This is a genomic window from Mesorhizobium sp. M0496, assembly GCF_040321205.1.
Taxonomy (GTDB): Bacteria; Pseudomonadota; Alphaproteobacteria; order Rhizobiales; family Rhizobiaceae; genus Mesorhizobium.
Genome location: NZ_JAMYRC010000017.1, coordinates 36,231 through 55,485, shown reverse-complemented (window position 1 = coordinate 55,485; position 19,255 = coordinate 36,231). Strand labels below are relative to the sequence as shown.

Annotated in this window: 17 protein-coding genes and 1 pseudogene; 7 read left to right on the top strand and 11 right to left on the bottom strand. The window is 64.8% G+C overall.

Annotation, left to right across the window (positions count from 1 at the left end):
• Positions 1 to 9: 9 nt before the first annotated feature.
• From NKI73_RS16545 to NKI73_RS16520, 6 genes are all read left to right on the top strand, one after another.
• Positions 10 to 1,527 (top strand): ABC transporter substrate-binding protein, encoded by a 1,518-nt coding sequence (locus tag NKI73_RS16545; RefSeq protein WP_352631445.1) that lies wholly within the window; start codon positions 10 to 12, stop codon positions 1,525 to 1,527.
• 31 nt (positions 1,528 to 1,558) lie between these two features.
• Positions 1,559 to 2,518 carry an ABC transporter permease gene (locus tag NKI73_RS16540; RefSeq protein ID WP_352631443.1) on the top strand — a complete coding sequence of 320 codons (960 nt, stop codon included), beginning with the start codon at positions 1,559 to 1,561 and terminating at the stop codon, positions 2,516 to 2,518.
• Positions 2,518 to 3,357, top strand: coding sequence for an ABC transporter permease (locus NKI73_RS16535; RefSeq protein WP_352631441.1), 840 nt, complete (start codon positions 2,518 to 2,520; stop codon positions 3,355 to 3,357). The genes NKI73_RS16540 and NKI73_RS16535 overlap by 1 nt, the downstream gene beginning before the upstream one ends.
• A complete protein-coding gene (locus NKI73_RS16530) occupies positions 3,354 to 5,102 on the top strand; it encodes an ABC transporter ATP-binding protein (protein ID WP_352631439.1) in 1,749 nt (582 codons plus the stop codon). The genes NKI73_RS16535 and NKI73_RS16530 overlap by 4 nt, the downstream gene beginning before the upstream one ends.
• Before the next feature lie 229 nt (positions 5,103 to 5,331).
• Positions 5,332 to 6,339, top strand: coding sequence for a serine hydrolase domain-containing protein (locus NKI73_RS16525; protein ID WP_352631437.1), 1,008 nt, complete (start codon positions 5,332 to 5,334; stop codon positions 6,337 to 6,339).
• Positions 6,339 to 7,454 carry an anhydro-N-acetylmuramic acid kinase gene (locus NKI73_RS16520; protein ID WP_352631435.1) on the top strand — a complete coding sequence of 372 codons (1,116 nt, stop codon included), beginning with the start codon at positions 6,339 to 6,341 and terminating at the stop codon, positions 7,452 to 7,454. The genes NKI73_RS16525 and NKI73_RS16520 overlap by 1 nt, the downstream gene beginning before the upstream one ends.
• Here NKI73_RS16520 and NKI73_RS16515 read toward each other — a convergent pair whose 3' ends face one another.
• The 3 genes from NKI73_RS16515 to NKI73_RS16505 are packed head-to-tail and all read right to left on the bottom strand — an operon-like array spanning position 7,455 to position 11,088.
• Positions 7,455 to 7,883: a GNAT family N-acetyltransferase gene (locus tag NKI73_RS16515; RefSeq protein ID WP_352631433.1), complete on the bottom strand. Its 429-nt coding sequence runs from the start codon at positions 7,881 to 7,883 to the stop codon at positions 7,455 to 7,457.
• Entirely contained in the window at positions 7,880 to 9,271 is a 1,392-nt protein-coding gene (locus NKI73_RS16510) for a sigma-54-dependent transcriptional regulator (protein ID WP_352631431.1), read from the bottom strand. Before NKI73_RS16510 ends, NKI73_RS16515 begins: the two co-directional genes overlap by 4 nt.
• Positions 9,268 to 11,088: a sensor histidine kinase gene (locus NKI73_RS16505; RefSeq protein WP_352631531.1), complete on the bottom strand. Its 1,821-nt coding sequence runs from the start codon at positions 11,086 to 11,088 to the stop codon at positions 9,268 to 9,270. Before NKI73_RS16505 ends, NKI73_RS16510 begins: the two co-directional genes overlap by 4 nt.
• A gap of 311 nt (positions 11,089 to 11,399) precedes the next feature.
• On the opposite strand from NKI73_RS16505, the gene NKI73_RS16500 reads away from it, so the two are divergent.
• Positions 11,400 to 12,728 (top strand): dicarboxylate/amino acid:cation symporter, encoded by a 1,329-nt coding sequence (locus NKI73_RS16500; protein ID WP_352631529.1) that lies wholly within the window; start codon positions 11,400 to 11,402, stop codon positions 12,726 to 12,728.
• 61 nt (positions 12,729 to 12,789) lie between these two features.
• Here the strand turns inward: NKI73_RS16500 and NKI73_RS16495 are convergent.
• The 8 genes and pseudogenes from NKI73_RS16495 to NKI73_RS16460 form a co-directional block, all read right to left on the bottom strand.
• Positions 12,790 to 12,922 (bottom strand): annotated as a pseudogene (locus tag NKI73_RS16495) (ABC transporter); the annotation flags it as partial.
• Entirely contained in the window at positions 12,915 to 13,937 is a 1,023-nt protein-coding gene (locus NKI73_RS16490) for an ROK family protein (protein ID WP_352631429.1), read from the bottom strand. The gene NKI73_RS16490 and the pseudogene NKI73_RS16495, both read right to left, overlap by 8 nt.
• Entirely contained in the window at positions 13,934 to 14,656 is a 723-nt protein-coding gene (locus NKI73_RS16485) for a ribulose-phosphate 3-epimerase (RefSeq protein ID WP_352631427.1), read from the bottom strand. Before NKI73_RS16485 ends, NKI73_RS16490 begins: the two co-directional genes overlap by 4 nt.
• On the bottom strand, positions 14,653 to 15,486 hold the full coding sequence (locus NKI73_RS16480) for an alpha/beta fold hydrolase (RefSeq protein WP_352631425.1): 834 nt from the start codon (positions 15,484 to 15,486) through the stop codon (positions 14,653 to 14,655). The genes NKI73_RS16485 and NKI73_RS16480 overlap by 4 nt, the downstream gene beginning before the upstream one ends.
• Positions 15,486 to 16,304 (bottom strand): sugar phosphate isomerase/epimerase family protein, encoded by an 819-nt coding sequence (locus NKI73_RS16475; RefSeq protein ID WP_352631423.1) that lies wholly within the window; start codon positions 16,302 to 16,304, stop codon positions 15,486 to 15,488. Before NKI73_RS16475 ends, NKI73_RS16480 begins: the two co-directional genes overlap by 1 nt.
• A complete protein-coding gene (locus tag NKI73_RS16470; RefSeq protein ID WP_352631421.1) occupies positions 16,304 to 17,380 on the bottom strand; it encodes a Gfo/Idh/MocA family protein in 1,077 nt (358 codons plus the stop codon). Before NKI73_RS16470 ends, NKI73_RS16475 begins: the two co-directional genes overlap by 1 nt.
• Positions 17,381 to 17,391: 11 nt before the next feature.
• Positions 17,392 to 18,213, bottom strand: coding sequence for a sugar phosphate isomerase/epimerase family protein (locus NKI73_RS16465; RefSeq protein WP_352631419.1), 822 nt, complete (start codon positions 18,211 to 18,213; stop codon positions 17,392 to 17,394).
• Positions 18,214 to 18,411: 198 nt separating this feature from the next.
• Positions 18,412 to 19,254 (bottom strand): carbohydrate ABC transporter permease, encoded by an 843-nt coding sequence (locus NKI73_RS16460; RefSeq protein WP_352631417.1) that lies wholly within the window; start codon positions 19,252 to 19,254, stop codon positions 18,412 to 18,414.
• Position 19,255: the final 1 nt, after the last annotated feature.

Here is a 19,255-nt window from a genome sequence, read left to right as displayed (position 1 = left end):
GAGACGAAAATGGCAAGGCATCTCACAAGAACACTGCTTTCAGGTATCACGCTGGCCGCGATGCTCGGCATTGCGACGATTTCGAGCCACGCGGCAACGCTGCACATGGCCTGGTCGCAAGACGCAACCGGGCTTGACCCGCACAAGCAGACGGCCTTTTCATCGCTGCGGCTCTTGGAGCTGATCTATGAGCCGCTGGTGCGGGTCGATGCCAGCCTGCGGATTATCCCCGCCGTCGCCACCTCCTGGGAATTCTCCAAGGACGGCAAGGAGCTGACCTTCAAGCTCGACCCCAAGGCGAAATTCCAGGACGGCAGTGCCGTGACCTCGGCCGACGTCAAGGCATCGTTCGAGCGTATCCTCGACGAGAAGACCGGTGCCGCGGCCCGCGCCAACTTCCTGTCGATCGCCAGCATCGACACGCCCGATCCCGCCACCGTCGTGTTTCATCTGTCGCAGCCTGATGCGCCGATCCTGACGGCGATGAGCGACGTCAACGCGGCCATCGTTCCGGCCAGCGAGATCAAGGCCGACTCGATCGGTACCAAGGCTTTAGGCTCCGGACCCTTCAAGCTCGACAAATGGGATCCCAATGCCAAGGAAGTCCTGAGCGCCAACAAGGATTGGGCCGGCGGTGCGACCGGCGTCGACGGCATCGAGATCAGCGTGCTGCCGGACGAGGCTGCGATCCTGGCCGCCATGCGCACCAAGCAGATCGATTTCGCGCTGCTCAACGACCCGCTCGTCGCCACGCTGGTGCCCAGGGAACCCAGCCTGCAGCTGAACCGCGTGCCGGTGCTGGCCTATCACGTGCTGCAGCTCAATCCGTCACGCAAGCCGATGACCGAGCTCAAGGTACGCCAGGCCATCTCTTGCGCCATCGACCGGCAGGAGGTGCTGGACACCGCATCGCTCGGCGAAGGCAAGGTGACCGGACCGCTGACCATTCCTGCTCTGGCGACCGACCCGAGCCAATTGTTCTGCTACAAGCGCGACGTCGAAAAAGCCAAGAAGCTGATGCAAGAGGCAGGCTATGCCGACGGCTTTTCGGCGACGGTGATCGGCGCCACCGGCGAACCGCCGACGGCAGCGGCGGAGGCGCAGGTCATTCAATCGCAACTCGCCGAAATCGGCGTCAAGCTCGACATCAAGATGATGGAACTCAACGTCTATGTCGACGCCTGGCTGAAGGGCGATTTCGACATGGCGATCGCGCTCAACGGCGGCCGCGCCGACCCCTACACCATGTACAACCGCTACTGGACCAAGGCGGGCAATCTGCAGAAGGTGGCGAACTACATCGACGATACGCTGGACAGCCAGATGCAGCAGGGCCGCGCCGAGACCGACCCGGCGGCGCGCAAGGCGATCTTCGCCGCGTTCGAGAAGCACCTCGCGGAAATGTCGCCGTGGATCTGGCTCTACACCTCGTACAGCTATACGGCCCAGCAGAAGAACATCGCCGGGTTCGTGCCGACGCCGACCGGTACGCTGTTCAGCCTGAGCAAGGTTACCATTCAGCAGTAGCCGCCGGCATTGGACGAGAGGTACTCTTCGCGTGAACTATCTGATGCGACGACTGGCGACGTTTCCTCTCGTCCTGCTTGGCGTGTCCATCCTGGTCTTCGTGGCGATCCGGATGGTGCCGGGCGATTCGATCACGGCCATGCTGGGCACCGAGGCCGGTCTGCTGACGCCGGCGCAACGTGACTCGCTCGCCGCATATTTCGGCATCGACCAGCCATGGTTCGTCCAATACTGGCGTTGGATCGGCGGTATCCTGCACGGCAATCTGGGCATCTCGGTCACCTATGGCAGGCCCGTGCTGGACGTCATCCTCGAGCGCTTTCCGCTGACGCTCGAACTGGCTGTGGTCTCGATGATCATCGCGCTCGCCGTCGGCATGCCGGCCGGGATCTTCGCCGCCACGCACAATGAGAAACTGTCCGATCTGGGTGTGCGCATCGTTGCCATGATCGGCCAGTCGACGCCGAGTTTCGTGCTTGGCCTGCTGATCATCTACACGCTGTCGGCCGGCTTCGGCGTGCTGCCGGCGATGGGCGAATTCGCACCGCTCTGGCAGGATCCCCTGCGCAATCTCAGCCAGCTGATCCTGCCCGCCATCACGCTCGGCTTTGCCTTCGCCGCGTCGGTCACCCGCATATCGCGTTCGGCCATGCTCGACGTATTGAGCGACGACTATGTGCGCACCGCGCGCAGCAAGGGCGCCTCGGCGCGCAGCGTCATCTGGCGGCACGCTCTGCCCAACGCGCTGATCCCGGTCGTGACGCTGAGCGGCATCGAATTCGGCTATCTGCTGGGCGGTGCCGTCATCGTTGAGCAGATCTACGCCCTGCCCGGCCTCGGCCGCATGGTACTCGATGCGATCCAGCAGCGCGACTATGCGCTGGTGCAGGGCAGCGTGTTGTTCATCGCCTTCAACTTCATGATCGTCAATCTCCTGGTCGATCTCGCCTATGTCGCGCTCGATCCGCGCATCCGGCTGGGAGAGTCCTGATGCGCATCCTGCGCGCCATCTTCGGCCACGGCAGCGGCCGCATCGGCGGCGTCATCGTCGGCGTCTATCTCACGGTCGCCATCCTCGGCATGCTGGGGCTGACGCCGCACAACCCCATCACGCAATATCGGGTCGACCGGCTGCATGCGCCCAATGGCGCCTACTGGATGGGCACCGACCTGTTCGGCCGCGACGTGGCCAGCCGGCTGATGGCCGGCATCGGTCAGTCGTTCACGGTTGCCTTCTTTTCGGTCGCCTTCGCGACCCTTGCCGGCACGGTTCTGGGGCTGGCCGCAGCCTGGCTCGGACGCCGCTGGGACGGTGTCGTGATGCGGGTCATGGATGTGCTGCTCGCGTTCCCGGCCATCCTTTTGGCGCTGCTCATCGTCACCGTTGCCGGACCCGGCACATGGACCAGCATCGTTGCCATCGGCATCGTTTACACGCCGATCTTCACCCGGGTCGTACGCGGCCCTGCTTTGTCGCTCAAGGCGCGTGAATTCGTCGATGCCGCACGCACCTTCGGCAGCAGTTCAAGCTATATCGTGACGCGCCATCTGCTACTCAATCTGGTGGCACCGTTGACGGTACAGGTGACACTGGCATTGGCCTGGTCCCTTTTGACCGAAGCAGGTCTGAGCTTCCTCGGGCTCGGCACGCAGCCGCCGGCGGCATCGCTCGGCCTGATGCTGAGCGACAGCCGCAATCTGATGGAGACGGCGCCCTGGCTGATGATCTTCCCGGGCCTGGCGATCATGATCAGCATCCTAGGCTTCAACCTGCTTGGCGACGCCTTGCGCGATATTCTCGACCCGAAGATGCGGAGGGCGCCGGCATGATCCCGCTGCTGTCCGTGTCGGACCTGCGCGTCGGCTTCGGCCGCAATCCGCAAGCCAATGAGGTGGTGCGCGGCGTCAGCTTCGATCTGGCCGACGGCGAGACGCTGGCCATTGTCGGCGAAAGCGGTTCGGGCAAATCCGTCACCGCGCTGTCGATCAACCGGCTCATCGATTTCGGTGGCGGCCGCATCACCGGCGGCGCGATGAAACTGAAACGCGCCGACGGCAGCCTCTTCGACCTGATGACCGCGACCGAGCCGCAGCTGACCGGCATTCGCGGCGCCGAGATCGGCATGATCTTCCAGGAGCCGATGACCTCGCTCAATCCGGTGCTGACCATAGGCACGCAGATCGAGGAATCGTTTCGGCTGCACCGTGGCCTGACCGGAAGACAAGCCACGGCAGCGGCCAAGGATGCGCTCGACCGCGTGCGCATTCCCGATGCCGCGCGGCGGCTGAAATACACGCCCAACCAGCTGTCGGGCGGCATGCTGCAAAGAGTGATGATCGCCATCGCGCTGGCCTGCAATCCGCGCCTGCTGATCGCCGACGAGCCGACGACGGCGCTCGACGTGACGGTGCAGGCGCAGATCATGGCGCTGCTTGCCGAGCTGAAGCGGGAAACCGGCATGTCGATGATCTTCATCACCCACGACATCGGCCTGGTGGCCGGCATCGCCGACAAGGTGATGGTGATGCAGAACGGGCAGGCCGTCGAGCAAGGCGAGCTGAACCAGATCCTCGATAATGCGCAGCACCCCTACACGCAGCATCTGCTGCGGGATGTGCCGCATTTCACCAACGGCAGCACAACGCGTTCGGACGGACGGCGCGACAAGGGCGCGAGCCATGAGCCGGCCTTGAAGGTCGACGGCCTCGTGGTGCGGTTTCCTCTCAAGAGCAGTTTCTTCAGCCGCGCCACGGGCGCCGTGCATGCCGTCGATGGCGTCGATTTCGATCTGATGCCAGGCGAGACGCTGGCCATCGTCGGCGAGAGCGGTTCAGGCAAATCGACCACCGCGCGCGCCGTGCTGGGGCTGGTGCGGTCGACGCGCGGCAGCTTCTCGGTCGGCGCTCGAAAGGCTTCCGCGCAGCAAAGCGCCCTGCCCGTGCAGATGGTGTTCCAGAACCCCTACGCCTCGCTCAACCCCAGGCTCAGCATCGAGAGCATTCTGGCCGAACCGGTGATCGCCACCGGCGGCCGGGTGAATGCCGGAACGCGGGCCAGGATGGCGAGCCTGCTGGAACGCGTCGGCCTGCCGAAAAACAGCCTGGAGCGCTATCCCCACGAATTCTCGGGCGGCCAGCGGCAAAGGCTGTGCATCGCCCGCGCGCTGATGCTCAACCCTTCCGTCGTCGTTCTCGATGAGGCGGTGTCCGCCCTCGACGTCTCGGTGCAGGCCAAGGTGCTGGAACTGCTGGTCGACCTGCAGCGCGAGTTTGGCCTGGCCTACCTGTTCATCTCGCATGACATGGCGGTCGTCGAGCGGATCGCTCACCGCATCGCCGTCATCTATGCCGGCCAGATCGTCGAGATCGGCGACGCGACCTCGGTGCTGTCGAAGCCGAAGCATTCCTATACCAAAAAACTCATTGCCGCCGTGCCGACCATCGACCGCCGCCACGAGCATTTCGAGATCGACACGCGCCAGGTCCCCTCGCTGGTGCGCCCGCAAGGGTTTGAGCCGGCGCCGGCGAGGTGGGAGCAGTTTGGCGGGGATCATATGGCGAGGATGGAAGCGTGATGGGTGGCACCCTGGAATACACGAGGTCGGCGGGACAGCACCCCCCTCTGCCCTGCCGGGCATCTCCCCCGCAAGGGGGGAGATTGGATGTCGCCTCGGCTTTCGCCAATCTCCAACGTTGGAGGGTTGTCGGAACATCGACGCTGCCAATCTCCCCCCTTGCGGGGGAGATGTCCGGCAGGACAGAGGGGGGTGTGAAGGATCGCTACCTCTCCGATGGAGGCCAACCTTGAGCGACCTCCCCCAACTCTTCGATCGTGCCTTCCAACCATTGGCAGCTGCAGTGACGGCCGGCCGTATTCCCGGCGGCGTGCTCGGCATTGTCGATAGAAATGGCGAACGCATCATCCGATCGATCGGCTCCGCGCAGCTCGTGCCAAAGCCCCGCCCCATGCAGGACAACACCTGGTTCGACCTGGCATCGCTAACCAAGGTCATCTTCACCACGCCGCGCATCCTGAAGCTGGCGGAGGATGGCGTCATCGATCTCGATGCGCCGTTGATCTCCGTCCTATCCGATCTTCGCCAGTATAATGCAGAGGCCTGGGAGCGGAAGGTGACGTTTCGGCAGTGTCTCGGCCACCAGACGCCGTTTCCGGCCGTCGAACCTATCTACACTTACGGGCGCGACCCCGAGCTGCTGCGCGCCTTCATCCTGCAGCGCGAATGGCGGGCCCGCGATCCCGTTTATTCCGACATCAACTTTATCTTGCTCGGCTTCGCGCTGGAGCGGCTGTCGGGCAAAACGATCCGCGACATGGAGCCCGGCCCGGGCTTTGCCTGGTCAACGGAGCCCGATGTCGCCGCCGCGACCGAGGACTGCACCTGGCGTCATCGCGTGCTCTCCGGCGAGGTGCACGACGACAATTGCTCGGCGTTGCAAGGCGCCGGGCATGCCGGCCTGTTCGGAACAGCCGCTTCGGTGCTGGATTTCGCGCAAGGGCTGCTGGGCGGCACTGGCGCCTCGGAGCGTTCGATCGCGTTGATGCGCGCGCCCTTGTCCGCCACCCGAACCCATGGCTGGGAGCGCCCCTATGCGGGCTGGTCCGGCGGGGCCTTGTGCAGCCCGGGAACCATCGGCCACACCGGCTTTACCGGCACGGGATTGTGGATCGACTTCGACGGAGGCAAGGCCTGGACCTTGCTCACCAACCGGATCCATCCGACACGTCATTTCGACAGCGGAATCGTCGCGCTTCGCCAAGCGGTCGGCGATCTCTTCAATGGAGCTCAATAATGAAACCAATCTGGGCCGTCGGCCTGATGACCGGCACCGTGCTGGACGGCAACATCGATGTCGCCCTGATCAAGACCGATGGCGAACGGATCGAGGATTTCGGCACCTATCGGCTGATGCCCTATCCCCCGTCGATCCGCTCCCTGCTGGAAGAGACGCTGAAGGAGGCAAGAGCCTGGAATTTTGTCGGGCCGGAGCCGGCGATTTTTCGCACCGCGGAGGAAGTCCTGACGCGCGCCCAGTCGGCGGCGGTCAAGGAATTGGTCGAAGGCTACGGAATGACGATGGCCGATATCGGCGTCGTCGGCTTTCACGGCCAGACCGTGCTGCATCGTGCGCCGCAAATCGGCCGGCTGGGCCAGACAAGGCAGCTCGGCGATGGCGAGCTGATGCACACCCTGTTGGGCACCAAGGTTGCCTATGATTTCCGCTCGGCCGATATGCGCGCCGGCGGGCAAGGCGCGCCCTTGGCCGCTGCCTATCACACCGCGCTGATGCGCAGCGCCGGCGCCAGTGGCGAGGTGGCGGTGCTCAATCTCGGTGGCGTCGCCAACATCACCTGGTGGGACGGCGCCGACAATGTCATTGCCTTCGACACCGGACCGGCCAACGCGCCGCTCAACGATTTCATCAAGTCGAAGGGGCTCGGCGAAATGGACCGCGACGGCGTGCTTGGCCGGGCGGGAACGGTGGACGAGGCCCGTCTCGCCAAGCTGCTGCAGCACCCCTATCTGACCAAAGCCTACCCCAAATCGCTGGACCGTTTCGACTTCGGCGCCGCGATGGCGGACGGCCTGGGCGCCGAGGATGGTGCGGCGCTGCTCACCGCCTTCACCGCTGCCGCCGTCGGCAAGGCGCTCGACCTTTTGCCGCACCGGCCGAAAAAGCTCGTGGTCAGCGGTGGCGGCCGTCACAACCCGACGATGATGGCGATGCTAGCCAGCCGCGCCGGCGTCGAGGTGATACAGGCCGAAACCCTCGGCTGGAGCGGCGATGCCGTGGAGGCTGAGTGCTTTGCCTTCCTCGCGGTTCGCGTGCTGCGCGGCCTGCCGATCAGTTTTCCAAGCACCACCGGCGCACCGCAGCCGATGCGCGGCGGGCGGCTGGCCGGCTGATCAAGCCGGCGATAGTTTCTTCTGAAGAAAAATACGGCTGCGGCCGACCGGGAAATCGGCCAGCGAGCCGAAGGGCTGATAGCCCTGGCGCTGATAGACCTTGGCTGCATTCGGATTGAACGTATCGATCCAGGCATTTTGACAGCCGCGCGCCATCGCTTCCTGTTCGGCGGCGTCCAACATCCTGCCGGCCATGTGCTGGCCGCGCAGCCTTTCATCGACCCACAGCCATTGCACGTAAAGCCAGCCCCAGGCGGTGTAACCCGAAATGCCGGCGACGACCGCGCCAGCCTCGTCGCGCACGAACACCGCCAGGGCTTTTCTCTCGGAAACGCCGACATCGCCGTCGTTGAACGCCGCTAGGCGTTCGGCGAGAAAGGTGAGGTCTTCCGGCAAGGGATTTGCCGTCGTCTCAAGTGTCGTCTTCATATCGATCCCCGAACTGGGTGCGCATCCTGATCGCCGCCGTTGCGAAATTCGGATGCGGCAATGCCGTAGCGCTTGAGCTTGTCGTAGAACGTCTTGCGTGGCACGCCGAGCGCGTCGATGGCGCTGCGCACATCGCCACCATGATCGCGTAGCGCATCGCGGATGAGTTGCGCCTCGTAGTGGCCGACCCGTTCGGGCAGCGTGGCAGCAGGCTCCGGCAGATGCGCGGGAACCGCCTCCGTCTCATTGTCCGGGCCGAGACCGAGCGCGACGCGATCGGCAAAATGGGCAAGCTCACGCACATTGCCCGGCCAGGCATGCGCCTGGAGATGGCCGCTGGCCGCGGCGTTCACCTTGGCGATGGGCCGGCCGAACCGTTCCGAGGCCTTGCCGAGGAAGTGCCCGAACAGCATCGGGATGTCACCGCGTCGCTCGCGCAGTGGCGGGATGCGTAGCGTCACCACGTTGAGGCGAAAATAAAGATCCTCGCGAAAATCGCCGCGCTGGTCTGGCCGGCCGAGATCCACCTTGGTCGCTGCGACAACCCTGAGGTCGACGCGGCGGGTCTCGTTCGAGCCAAGCGGGGTCACGCTGCGCGTTTCGAGCACCCTCAGCAGCTTGACCTGGAGGGCCGGCGGCATGGATTCGATCTCGTCGAGGAACAGCGTGCCGCCGCTGGAGTGCTGGATGCGGCCGATGCGTCGCCGCTGCGCGCCGGTGAACGCACCCGCCTCGTGGCCGAACAGTTCGCTTTCTATGACGGTCTCCGGCAGGGCGCCGCAATTCAGCGCCACGAAGGGTTTTGCCCGACGCCGCCCCCATCTGTGCAGGAGGTCCGCCACCACTTCCTTGCCGGTTCCTGTCTCCCCTTCGACCAACACATCGACATCCATATCGGCGATCTGGCGCAAGGTTTCGCGCAGGCGCCGGATGGCGGGCGCCTCGCCGATCAGCGGCAGGCCGTCTGCAGCTTGCGCCGCGGCCTCACGCAGCCGCCGGTTCTCCATCACCAGCCGCCGCTTCTCCGATGCTCGTTTCAGCGCCTCGACAAGGCGATCGCCGGCATAGGGTTTCGGGATGAAATCGTAGACGCCGTCCTTGAGCGCGGCCACAGCAAGATCGACATCGCCATGCCCGGTGACCAGGATCACCGGTATATCAGGGTCGATCGCCTTGATGCGATCGAACAGCTGCAGACCATTCATGCCCGGCATGCGGATGTCGCTGACGACCACGCCCTCGAAATTCCGGTCGACGACACCAAGGGCTGCCTCGGCGGCGTCGAGCGCGGCCACGGTGAAGCCGGCAAGCTCGAGCAATTGCTTGGTGGCGTGCAGCAGGTCCGCATCGTCATCGACGAGCGCGACCAGCCCTGATTCCTCAATCATTCTATCCGCCTCAAGTCGATGGTGAAGGAGGCGCCACTGGCGCCGCCGGGATCGAGCCGCAGCGTGCCGCCCAATTCCTGGGCGATCTCCTGCGAGATCACCAGCCCGAGGCCGAGCCCCTTCTCCTTGGTGGTCTGGAACGGCATGAACAGATTGCCGGCTGCCTCCGGACCGAGACCAGGACCGTTGTCGCGAACCGAAATCAGCACCCTGTCATCGCGCTCGGCGAGTTCGATCTCGATGCGGGGATCAGGTTGGTCCTTCATGGCGTCCAGCGCATTCTGCAGCAGATTGACCAGGATCTGCTCCAACCGGATGCGGCTGGCCATGACCACCGGCGAGGCGTTGCCGCGCGGCTTGACGATGGTCACGCCGGAATCGCGGATGCGGCCGGACAGCAGCGACAGCGCGCCGTCGATCGCTTCGCGCACCGGCAAGGGCGAAGCAGCGACACCCGGCCGGCGGGCAAAGGTGCGCAGCGTATTGGTGATCGCGCCGATGCGTTCGGTCATCGAAACGATCGATGTCAGATTGCCACTCGCCGGCTCAGTCTTGCCGCCGTCGAGAAAGCGCCCGGCATTCTCGGCATAGGTGCGGATCGCGGCGACCGGCTGGTTGATCTCATGCGCCACGCCGGCCGCGATCTGTCCTAGTATCGACAGCCGGTTGGCCTGGGCGAGGTCGTCACGCAGCCGGCGGACCTTGGCCTCGGCGTTCTCACGCTCGGCGATTTCGCCGGCAAGTGCGGTGTTGGAGCGCGTCAACTCGGCCGTTCGCGTGCTGACCCGGCTCTCCAGTTCGGCATTCATGCGCGCCAGTGCTTCCTGCCGAAGCCGGCGGGCGCGCCGGCGCCGGGTGAGCACAAAGGTTAGCAAGCCCATCAGCAGCAGCCCGAGCAGCGTGGTCAGGCGCGCGGTGTTGGCGGCGGCGGAAAGAGCAGCATCGGCGGGCGTCAGCAGCCAGAGACGCCAGCCGGGGACAGCACCCGGCAGGTCCTGCACCACTTCGACAAACTGGCGAGACTTTCCCGAGCTGTCGATTGTCGCCAGACCGTCACCAGAACCGCGCCGCAACGGCAGCGGTTCGAACCCGGCATCGGCCAGCTGAAGCTGCTCGTGGGCAGCGGCCGCGTCAGCGGGGGAGAGCGGTGCCAACGCTTGAAACCGCCAGTCGGGCTGGCTGGTGGCAAGCACCACGCCGCGTTCGTCGGTGACGAAAACAAGGAACCCGCTGGAGCGCCAATTGGCTTCGACGCCGTCGAGCTCGACCTTCAACACCGCAACGCCAAGCGGCTTGCCGCCATCGTCGACCCGGCTGGCCAGGTAGAGGCCTGGCTTGCCGCTGATCGTGCCGAGGCCATATTGGCTGGCGGCTCCCTTCGCCATGGCCTCCTGGAAATAGTGACGAAAATTGTAGTCGATGCCGACAAAGCTCGCCGGTTCGCCGGCATTGCTCGCTGATATGGCGATGCCTGCCGTATCGATGACATAGATGGCCGACGCCGAGGCATCGCCGGCGATCGACTTGAGCTTGTCGTTGAGGGCCTTTTCTTGCATTTTTCCGGCTCGGCGCAGAGCGCCGCGCACCGCATCGTCGCGGGCCAGCACCAGTGGAACCAGGCGCTGCTTTTCGATTTCGCCGGTCAGCGTTCCCGCCGCCAGTGGCAGGGCGGCAAGTGCTGTGTCGCGTAAATTGTCGGCCGCCTGGCTGGCGGCGATGCGCCCGGCAATGGCGATCGCTCCGGCCAGGAAGGCAAGGGCGATGACCACGACAAGCCAGCGGCCATCGCGCAGCCGGGCCACCGCCTCGCGCAGCAATTCACGGCCGGCAAACCCTTGGGGTTCGCTATCGGTGCCTGCTTGCGGCGTCTGCCCTCTCCCTTTTTGTTCGCGGCCTTTCGGCCAGTGTAATGCGAAAATCCGCCCAGGCAAACGATGCCTGTGCGGAAATCCGCACAGGCGGCGCCCGCATGATCTCGCACAAAGGCGGAAATGCCGGGATTCCGGCCTTTCTGCGAACTGGCACGACGCTTGCAAAAGTCCTTGCAGCGGCGTGCGACCGGAGCGCCGCGATGGGAGAAGTCACGCAGGGCGATGCATTTCCGCCCTATCCGGCCAGGGAGAGTTCGATGCACATCGCAGATCATTCAGGCGCGGCTTCCGCGCGGCGCAAGCCTTTCTATGCCCAACTCTACGTGCAGGTGCTCGTCGCGATCACCGTCGGCATCCTGCTCGGCCATTTCTATCCGTCGGTCGGCGAAAGCATGAAGCCGCTCGGCGACGCCTTTATCAAGCTGGTCAAGATGATCATCGCCCCGGTCATCTTCCTGACCGTGACGACGGGCATTGCCGGCATGAGCGACCTGCAAAAGGTCGGGCGTGTCGCCGGCAAGGCGATGCTCTATTTCCTCACCTTCTCGACGCTGGCGCTGATCATCGGCCTCGTCGTCGCCAATGTCGTGCAGCCGGGCGCCGGCTTCAACATCGACCCGGCGACGCTCGACGTCTCGACGGTCAACACCTACGCCGCAAAGGCGCACGACCAGTCGGTCACCGGCTTCCTGATGAACATCATCCCGACGACGATCGTCGGTGCCTTTGCCGACGGCGACATCCTGCAGGTGCTGTTCTTCTCGGTGCTGTTCGGCATTGCGCTGGCGCTGGTCGGCGACAAGGGCACGCCCGTCCTCAATTTCCTGCAGGCGCTGACGACGCCGATCTTCAAGCTGGTCAGCGTGCTGATGAAGGCAGCCCCTATCGGCGCTTTTGGCGCCATGGCCTTCACCATCGGTAAATACGGCATCGGCGCGGTCATCAACCTCGCCATGCTGGTCGGCACTTTCTACGTGACGTCGTTTCTGTTCGTGTTTGTCGTGCTGGGTGCGGTCTGCCGCTACAACGGGTTCTCCATCCTGTCGCTGATCCGCTACATCAAGGAAGAGTTGTTGCTGGTGCTGGGCACCTCATCGTCGGAGGCAGCCCTGCCCTCGCTGATGGAGAAGATGGAGAAGGCCGGCGCCAAGCGCTCGGTGGTCGGTCTGGTCATTCCGACCGGCTATTCCTTCAACCTCGACGGCACCAACATCTACATGACGCTGGCTGCGCTATTCATCGCGCAGGCAACCAACATCCACCTGTCGATGGGCGACCAGATCCTGCTGCTGCTGGTTGCGATGCTCTCGTCCAAGGGTGCCGCCGGCATCACTGGGGCAGGCTTCATCACCCTCGCCGCCACGCTTTCGGTGGTTCCGGCGGTGCCGGTCGCCGGCATGGCGCTGATCCTTGGCGTCGACCGTTTCATGTCGGAGTGCCGGGCGCTGACCAACTTCGTCGGCAATGCCGTCGCCACGCTGGTGGTGGCGCGCTGGGAAGGCGAACTCGACGAGGCCAAGCTGGCGAGAGCGCTGGCGGGCACCGCGGATGACAACCTGCCGGCGGATGTCGTTCCCGCCGAGTAATAATCCGTCCGGTCTCATACCAACAACAGCCGGAGGCATGCTGCCTCCGGCCGTTGTCGTTCAGCGTCGACTTTCCGCGGCCGACGGGCCGACGAAGACGCCTATTCGCGGTTGCGGACATCAAGGTCGACGCCCTTGATCACCTCCACGCCGCCATAGGACTTGCGCGCACCGCGCAGCTTGAGCTCAGCCATTGAAGTCCCTCCTCTGGTCCGGACAGATGCTCGGGCCGACAGGCATGCGAGCCGCCAAGGTGCCCACATCATCGAACAGGACGAGGCTGGCAGCGCCAACCAGCCCGGCATGGCGACCGAGCTGGGCCTGAACGACCGGCACGTCGCGATAGGCGCGCATGGCCCGCTGCCTGATGGTCGCCTCGATGGTCGGCAGCATCAGGTCGAGCCCATTGGCAATGCCACCGCCGACGACCAGCACATCGGGCGAATAGAGATGCAAGAGGTTGGTGAAGCCGACGCCCAGCCAGCGGGCTTCCTCGTCCAGCAAGGCCGAGGCAAGACCGTCCCGCAGCCGTGCCGCTTCGACGACATGGCGGCCGGTCACCTCCGCGTCCCCCGAGAGGCGCCGCAAAGTCGAGCCGTCGCCGGCAGCCGTGGCGGCGGTGGCGCGGCGACCGAGGGCGGTTCCCGAAGCGATGGCCTCGAAACAGCCGACGACGCCGCACACGCAGCGTTCGCCTTCATTGGTGATGGTCATATGGCCGATCTCGGCGGCAAGGCCACGGCGGCCATGCAAGATGCGCCCGTCGACGACGACACCGCCGCCAATGCCCGTGGAAACCGTGACGAAGACCAGCGAGCGAGCGCCGTGACCGGCGCCGAAGCGCCATTCGCCGAGTGCAGCCGCGTTGGCGTCATTTTCCAACCGCACCGGCAGGCCAAGCCGCCGTTCGAGAATATCGGCAAGCGGCACGTCCAGCCAGCCGGCCAGTGTCGGCGGGCCGACGGCAATGCCGGCCAGCGGATCAAGCGGCCCCGGCGCGCCAACGCCCACACCCACAATGGCGAGCGTCGGCGCCTCGGCATGGACGGTTGCCGCCAGCGCCTCAATCTGGCCGATCACCACATCGGGACCAGCCTGTGCCTGCGTCGGCACCGCCGCGAATGCCAGGATATTGCCTTCGCGGTCGACCAGGGCGGCGCGAAGCTCCGTCCCACCGAGATCGATCGCAAGGGCAGCTTGTATCGTCATGCCGCGACCTTCAAGCCGTGGAGCCAGCCGATGCGACCGGCGAGGTCCTTGTCGCCAAAGGCGAGCGAACCGAGAACCACGGTTTCGGCGCCGGCGGCACGCAGCAATGGCACGGTCTCGTGGCGGATGCCGCCATCAGCCGCCAGAACCACGTCTGCCTCGCGGCCGGCCTGCTTGAGGATGGCGCGGGCGTAGCCCAGCCTGTCGCAGGCCTTGTCCGACAGGCTCTGCCCCTTAACGCCGATTGCCGTCCCGAGAAGCGTGACGAAAGCGACCTCGGAGACGAAAGGCGTCACCGTCTCGACCGGCGTCTCCAGCCTGAGCACGACGCCCGCTTCGGCGCCAAGTTCGCGTGCCAGCCGGACGGCGCGCAACCCCGCCTCGCCATTCTCGGCATGGACGCTGATCACATCGGCGCCGGCCTCGATGAACTGGCGCGTCTGCGCCTCGACGATTGCTTCGTCGACCATCAGATGGACATGGACGGGCTTGGCCGTCAGCCTGGCGATGCGGGCGACGAGATCGGGAAAGAACAGGAAGGACGGGGCGAAATGCCCATCCGCCACATCGATGTGATGAAGATCGACATAGGGCTCGATACGCCTGAGATCGCTCTCGAAATTGGCGAGATCAGCGGACCACAGCGAGAATTCGGCGATCATGCGATCGCGCGGCAGCGCGGCGATGGCGGCAGGGCCGGAAAGAGGTTTCGAGATCATGATTGGTCCTGGTTGTTGAAACGAGCATCGAGAAAGCCCGCGATAGCAGCGCGGATTTCGGCGAAATGGCGATCCTTGTCGGTGGCCTTCGGCGTCACCTCTGCGAAGGCGGCATTGGGGATGGTTTTGGCAAGGCTGCGGGCGGTCGCCAGCGGATGGACGAGATCGATGCCGCTGCCAATCACGAGCGTCGGGATTGCGAGGCCAGCGGCCGCTGCCCGCGTGACGCCGGGCCCGTCCTCTGCGATGGCTTGCATCACCTCGGCGAAGACAGCCGCGTTTTCGCGCGCGAAGAAGCCAAGCAAGGAAGCGAGATTGTCCGGCGCTTCAGTGCGAAAGCGGGCCGCTGTCGCCGAGGCCGCGAAGGCTTCGCGCGCTTCATCCAGCGGGCGGTTGCGGATGAGTTCCGCCACTTCCACGTAAGCGCGTATGTTTTGCGGCGCCGCTTCGAAAGCCCAGGCCGGGCGCACAAGCACCAAGCCCAGGACGCGGTCCGGGTGCCGGGCGGCAAGCTGCAAGGCGATCGCCGCCCCCATCGAGACGCCGCCGGCGACGAAATGGTCGATGCCAGCCGCATCGGCAGCGGCCAGCACGTCATCGGCGAACATCGCGATCGAAAAGGGCCGTGTCGTACCGGCGCCAGAGCCGCCCTGCGCGCGGCATTCGACGGTCAGCCGGTGGTATGGCGGGCCGTCGGGAAAATTCTGCGCCGCCTGCGCTGCATCGCCACCGAGGCCATGCTGGAAGACGACGGGAAGCCTGCCCAGCCCCGTGTCGAAAACACGAAGTGCGGCATCGTCGCGAAGCAGGATCGCCGGCACGGCGTCCATCAGAGGAGCCCTCGCAGGAAGGCGGCGACGCCGGGGGCTTCGTCGGCGGACAGGCCGTGGGTGACGAGCGATCCACCGAAGCCCGGCGCTTTCAGCCGCGCGACGAAATCCGGAAAATCGACAATGCCTTGCCCGGCGGTCGCAAAGCGGCCGTCACCATGGCGGTCCTTGGCATGCGCCATGGCGATATGGCCGGCGGCCTCATCGATCGCTGAGGCGACAATGGCACGCGCCTCGTTGGGCGTCGCATGTTCGAACAGGTTTGCCGGATCAAGCACGATCTTCAGATGCTTCGATCCCATCTCGGCGATCAGCCTGGTCGCGTCCTTGGCCGAGGTGACGATGTTGGCCTGTTCGGGCTCGATGCCGAGATCGACACCGGCCGCTTCGGCCAACGCCAGCGCCTTCGCCATCTCGGCGGCCATGTCGGACCAGGCGGCCGGCTGGCCATTGTCGGGATGATACGCCCATTGATCGGCGGTGTTGCGCGAGCCGGTGCAGAGCGTGACCAGCGGGATGTCCAGGGCAGCAGCAGCCTCGATGACGACGGTCAAGCGCCTGAGACCATCGTCGCGGACGCCCTTGTCGGGATGCGCCATGTTGTAGGTGCCCGAAAGTGCGGCGAGTGAAACACCGCTCGATTGCGCGGCGGCGCGGATGGCTGCAATGGTATCCGCCGGCATCGCATCCGGCATCGACGGCAGGCCGGCGCAGGCGAGATTGAACTGCGTCGTCTCGTATCCCGCCTGCCGAACGGCTGCGAGCACCGCAGCCGGCTCGGCACCGGGAAAGGTCTTGGCGAAGATGCCGAGACGCATCACACCGCTCCCGAAACCGAGGCGAGTTCGATCCGCTCGCCTGATACCACCGAGCGGGCGATGGCCACCATGGCGCGGATCGAGGCGATGCCGTCCTCGACATTGGCGCCACGCATCGGCGCGCCCTCCAGCACGGTTTGAGCAAGACCTTCCAGCTGGCGGCGGAAGAAATGGCCATCGGCGCCGAGCGGCTTGTGGGCGGTGGCAGTCTTCTCGTGAAATATCTCCACCTCGCTGGCGCGGAAGTACCAGGGGTTGAATGTCCTGGCGATGACGGAGCCGTTCTCGCCATAGAGCTGAAAGCCTTCGTGCCAGTCCATGCGGACGGCGACGGTGAGGTCGAGATGGCCAAGCGCGCCGCTGGCGAACTCGGTCTCGACGAACCAGCAATAGGCACCAAAGCGTTCGTTGAGGCGGGCGCGCACGGCGACGATGTCGCCGCACAGGAAGCGCGCCGTGTCGACCAGATGCGAGCCGTGCGCCAGCATGAAATACTGCCGCAGATCGGCCTTGGGATTGCCCGCCGGCTTCTTCGCCAGCTTGCTGGTGACGGGCAGCGGTTGCACGGCATCGGTGTTGGTGTAGCGATGGGTGGAATCGCAGTACCAGGCTTTCAGCGCCAGCACCTCGCCGATCTCGTCGCGGACAAAATCGCGCGCGGCCTCCAGCGCCGGATCAAAGCGCTTCATGTGCCCGACCTGCAGGACCTTGCCCGAGCGCCTGACCGCCTCGGCCAGCGCCTCGCCTTCCTCGACCGAGGTACCGATCGGCTTTTCGCACAGAACATGCTTGCCGGCGTCGAGCGCCTTGATCGACATCGGCACGTGATAGGCGTCCGAGGTGGCGACGATCACCGCCTCCAACTCCGGATCGGCGAGCATCGCGTCATAGTCGGCATAGACCCTCCGCGGCTCGTAGGTGGCGCCCATGCGCGCGAGCAGATCGGGCGCCGCATCGCAGATGGCGTAAAGGTCGGCATTGCCGGCCTTGACGCAGGATTCCAGATGCGCGAACTGCGCGATGGGCCCGCAGCCGAGCACGCCGACCCTGAGGCGTCTGTCCTGTTTCTTGATCATCGTCTCGTTCTTCAGGCGCCGTAGGAGCGCATTGTCTGGCGGTTGGTCTTCACCGCGCCGGCGGGATCGGCGGCGGCCGTTTCGGATTCCTCCTCCAGCACCAGCCAGCCGTTGAAGCGTGGCGCGGTGTTGGCGATCTCGATGACTTCAGGCGTGTCGCAGACGCCCTTGCCCAGCATCGCCCAGGTGCCATTGGCGTCGACGTCCTTGAGGTGGATGTAGCGGATGCGGTCGCGGTAGGTGCGCAGCGTATCGGACATGTCCTTGTGGCCGCGCAGGATATGGCCGGTATCCGGCACCCAGCCGACCAGATCGGGGTCGAGCAAGGCAAAGATCGTGTCGTAGTCGGCGCGGTCGAACAGCAGCGTGTTGTGGTGCGAACTCGGATGCACCGCGACATCGACCCCGGCCTTGCGGCCGATCTCGGCGGCGCGGTTGTAGACCTCGGCTGCGATACCGAACTTGTCGTCGCGCGGCCCTTCAGACACCACAGTCGCCGAGCCCATCGAGATCAGGGCGCCGGGGAACGCAGCGGCGAAGTCGATCCAGCGTTTGGCGGCTTCGAGGTCGGCGCCGATCTGATCCTTGAGCGTGAAACCGCTGTTCGAGCCGAAGGCGAAGGAAACCAGTGTCAGGCCGGAGGATTTGAGCGCGGCCGCGAATTGCGACGGCTTGTCGGCATAGCGGCCGATCATGGTGTCGGTGATCTCGATGCCGGCATAGCCGCCATCGGCGATCGCCTTCAACAGATCGTCGGGGCCGCCGCTCCAGCCCTTGCCAAGCATTTCCCAGGTGAAGGTCTGGCAGCCGACTTTGAGGTCTTTCACGTTCATCCATTCATTCCTTGATACCGCCTATTCCTTGATGCGCCCTGCGTCAGCCGTTCGATGATGTGGCGCGGAAAGAGCGGCACGAGCACGATCGGCGGAACGGTGACGACGGCCGCGGCCGCAGCCATGCCTGCCAGCAGACAGGGCCCAATCATCGATTGCGATACGCGGGGCCCTGCTCCTTCGGTTGGGATGGACATCCTACTTGACCGAGCCCGCGGTCATGCCGGCGAGGAAGTACCTCTGGGCAACGAGGTAGATCAGCAAGAGCGGCAGCGAGCCGAGCACGCTCATCGCCATCATCTGGTTCCATTCGAAGGCGTGCTGCCCCATCAACAGCTGGATGCCGATCGGGACGGTGCGCATTGACGTCGACTTCGTCAGCGTCAGCGCAAAGAGAAATTCGTTCCAGCACAACAGGAAGGTGTAGACCGACGTCGCCACGATACCAGGCAGTGAAATCGGGACGATCACCCGCCAAAGCGCTGTCCAACTGGTGCCGCCATCGACAGCCACGGCTTCATCGAGATCGCGGGGCAAGGTGTTCAGATATCCCGTCATCAGCAGGATCGCGTACGGCAGTGTAAACACCAGGTAAGTCAGGATCAGTGCGATGTAGGTATCGAAGATACCGTATGAGACGACAAGCCCGAAGAAGGGGATCAAAAGTGTGATCGGCGGAATCGTCTGCGTGCTGATGATGAGTGTGTTCAGGCTGCCCTTGCCGCGGAAGTTGAAGCGGCTGAAACCGTAGGCCGCCAGCAAGGCGATCAGCACCGTCAGCACGGTCACCGCTCCCGCCACGAAATAGCTGTTGAAGAAGAAGCGCAGCTTTACCGGATCGCCAAGGATGGCTGCATACGCTTCCAGCGTGAAGGCCTTTGGCAGGATGGTTGGTGGTAGGGCAAAGATTTCGGTATTCGATTTGAACGAACTGCTCAGCATCCAGTAGATCGGGAATGCCGCGAAAAAGAGCCCCGCTGCAAGCGCTACATGGAGCGCGACGGTGATCAGCCTGTCTTTCGGCGTATGCCTTTTCCTCATG

Excerpts from the sequence above, each read along its gene's own strand:
- NKI73_RS16460 (WP_352631417.1), bottom strand. The coding sequence starts at position 19,254 with ATGAGGAAAAGGCATACGCCGAAAGACAGGCTGATCACCGTCGCGCTC.
- NKI73_RS16520 (WP_352631435.1), top strand. The coding sequence starts at position 6,339 with ATGAAACCAATCTGGGCCGTCGGCCTGATGACCGGCACCGTGCTGGAC.
- NKI73_RS16480 (WP_352631425.1), bottom strand. The coding sequence starts at position 15,486 with ATGGACGCCGTGCCGGCGATCCTGCTTCGCGACGATGCCGCACTTCGT.
- NKI73_RS16465 (WP_352631419.1), bottom strand. The coding sequence starts at position 18,213 with ATGAACGTGAAAGACCTCAAAGTCGGCTGCCAGACCTTCACCTGGGAA.
- NKI73_RS16470 (WP_352631421.1), bottom strand. The coding sequence starts at position 17,380 with ATGATCAAGAAACAGGACAGACGCCTCAGGGTCGGCGTGCTCGGCTGC.
- NKI73_RS16530 (WP_352631439.1), top strand. The coding sequence starts at position 3,354 with ATGATCCCGCTGCTGTCCGTGTCGGACCTGCGCGTCGGCTTCGGCCGC.
- NKI73_RS16535 (WP_352631441.1), top strand. The coding sequence starts at position 2,518 with ATGCGCATCCTGCGCGCCATCTTCGGCCACGGCAGCGGCCGCATCGGC.
- NKI73_RS16485 (WP_352631427.1), bottom strand. The coding sequence starts at position 14,656 with ATGATCTCGAAACCTCTTTCCGGCCCTGCCGCCATCGCCGCGCTGCCG.
- NKI73_RS16500 (WP_352631529.1), top strand. The coding sequence starts at position 11,400 with ATGCACATCGCAGATCATTCAGGCGCGGCTTCCGCGCGGCGCAAGCCT.
- NKI73_RS16545 (WP_352631445.1), top strand. The coding sequence starts at position 10 with ATGGCAAGGCATCTCACAAGAACACTGCTTTCAGGTATCACGCTGGCC.
- NKI73_RS16475 (WP_352631423.1), bottom strand. The coding sequence starts at position 16,304 with ATGCGTCTCGGCATCTTCGCCAAGACCTTTCCCGGTGCCGAGCCGGCT.
- NKI73_RS16515 (WP_352631433.1), bottom strand. The coding sequence starts at position 7,883 with ATGAAGACGACACTTGAGACGACGGCAAATCCCTTGCCGGAAGACCTC.
- NKI73_RS16510 (WP_352631431.1), bottom strand. The coding sequence starts at position 9,271 with ATGATTGAGGAATCAGGGCTGGTCGCGCTCGTCGATGACGATGCGGAC.
- NKI73_RS16490 (WP_352631429.1), bottom strand. The coding sequence starts at position 13,937 with ATGACGATACAAGCTGCCCTTGCGATCGATCTCGGTGGGACGGAGCTT.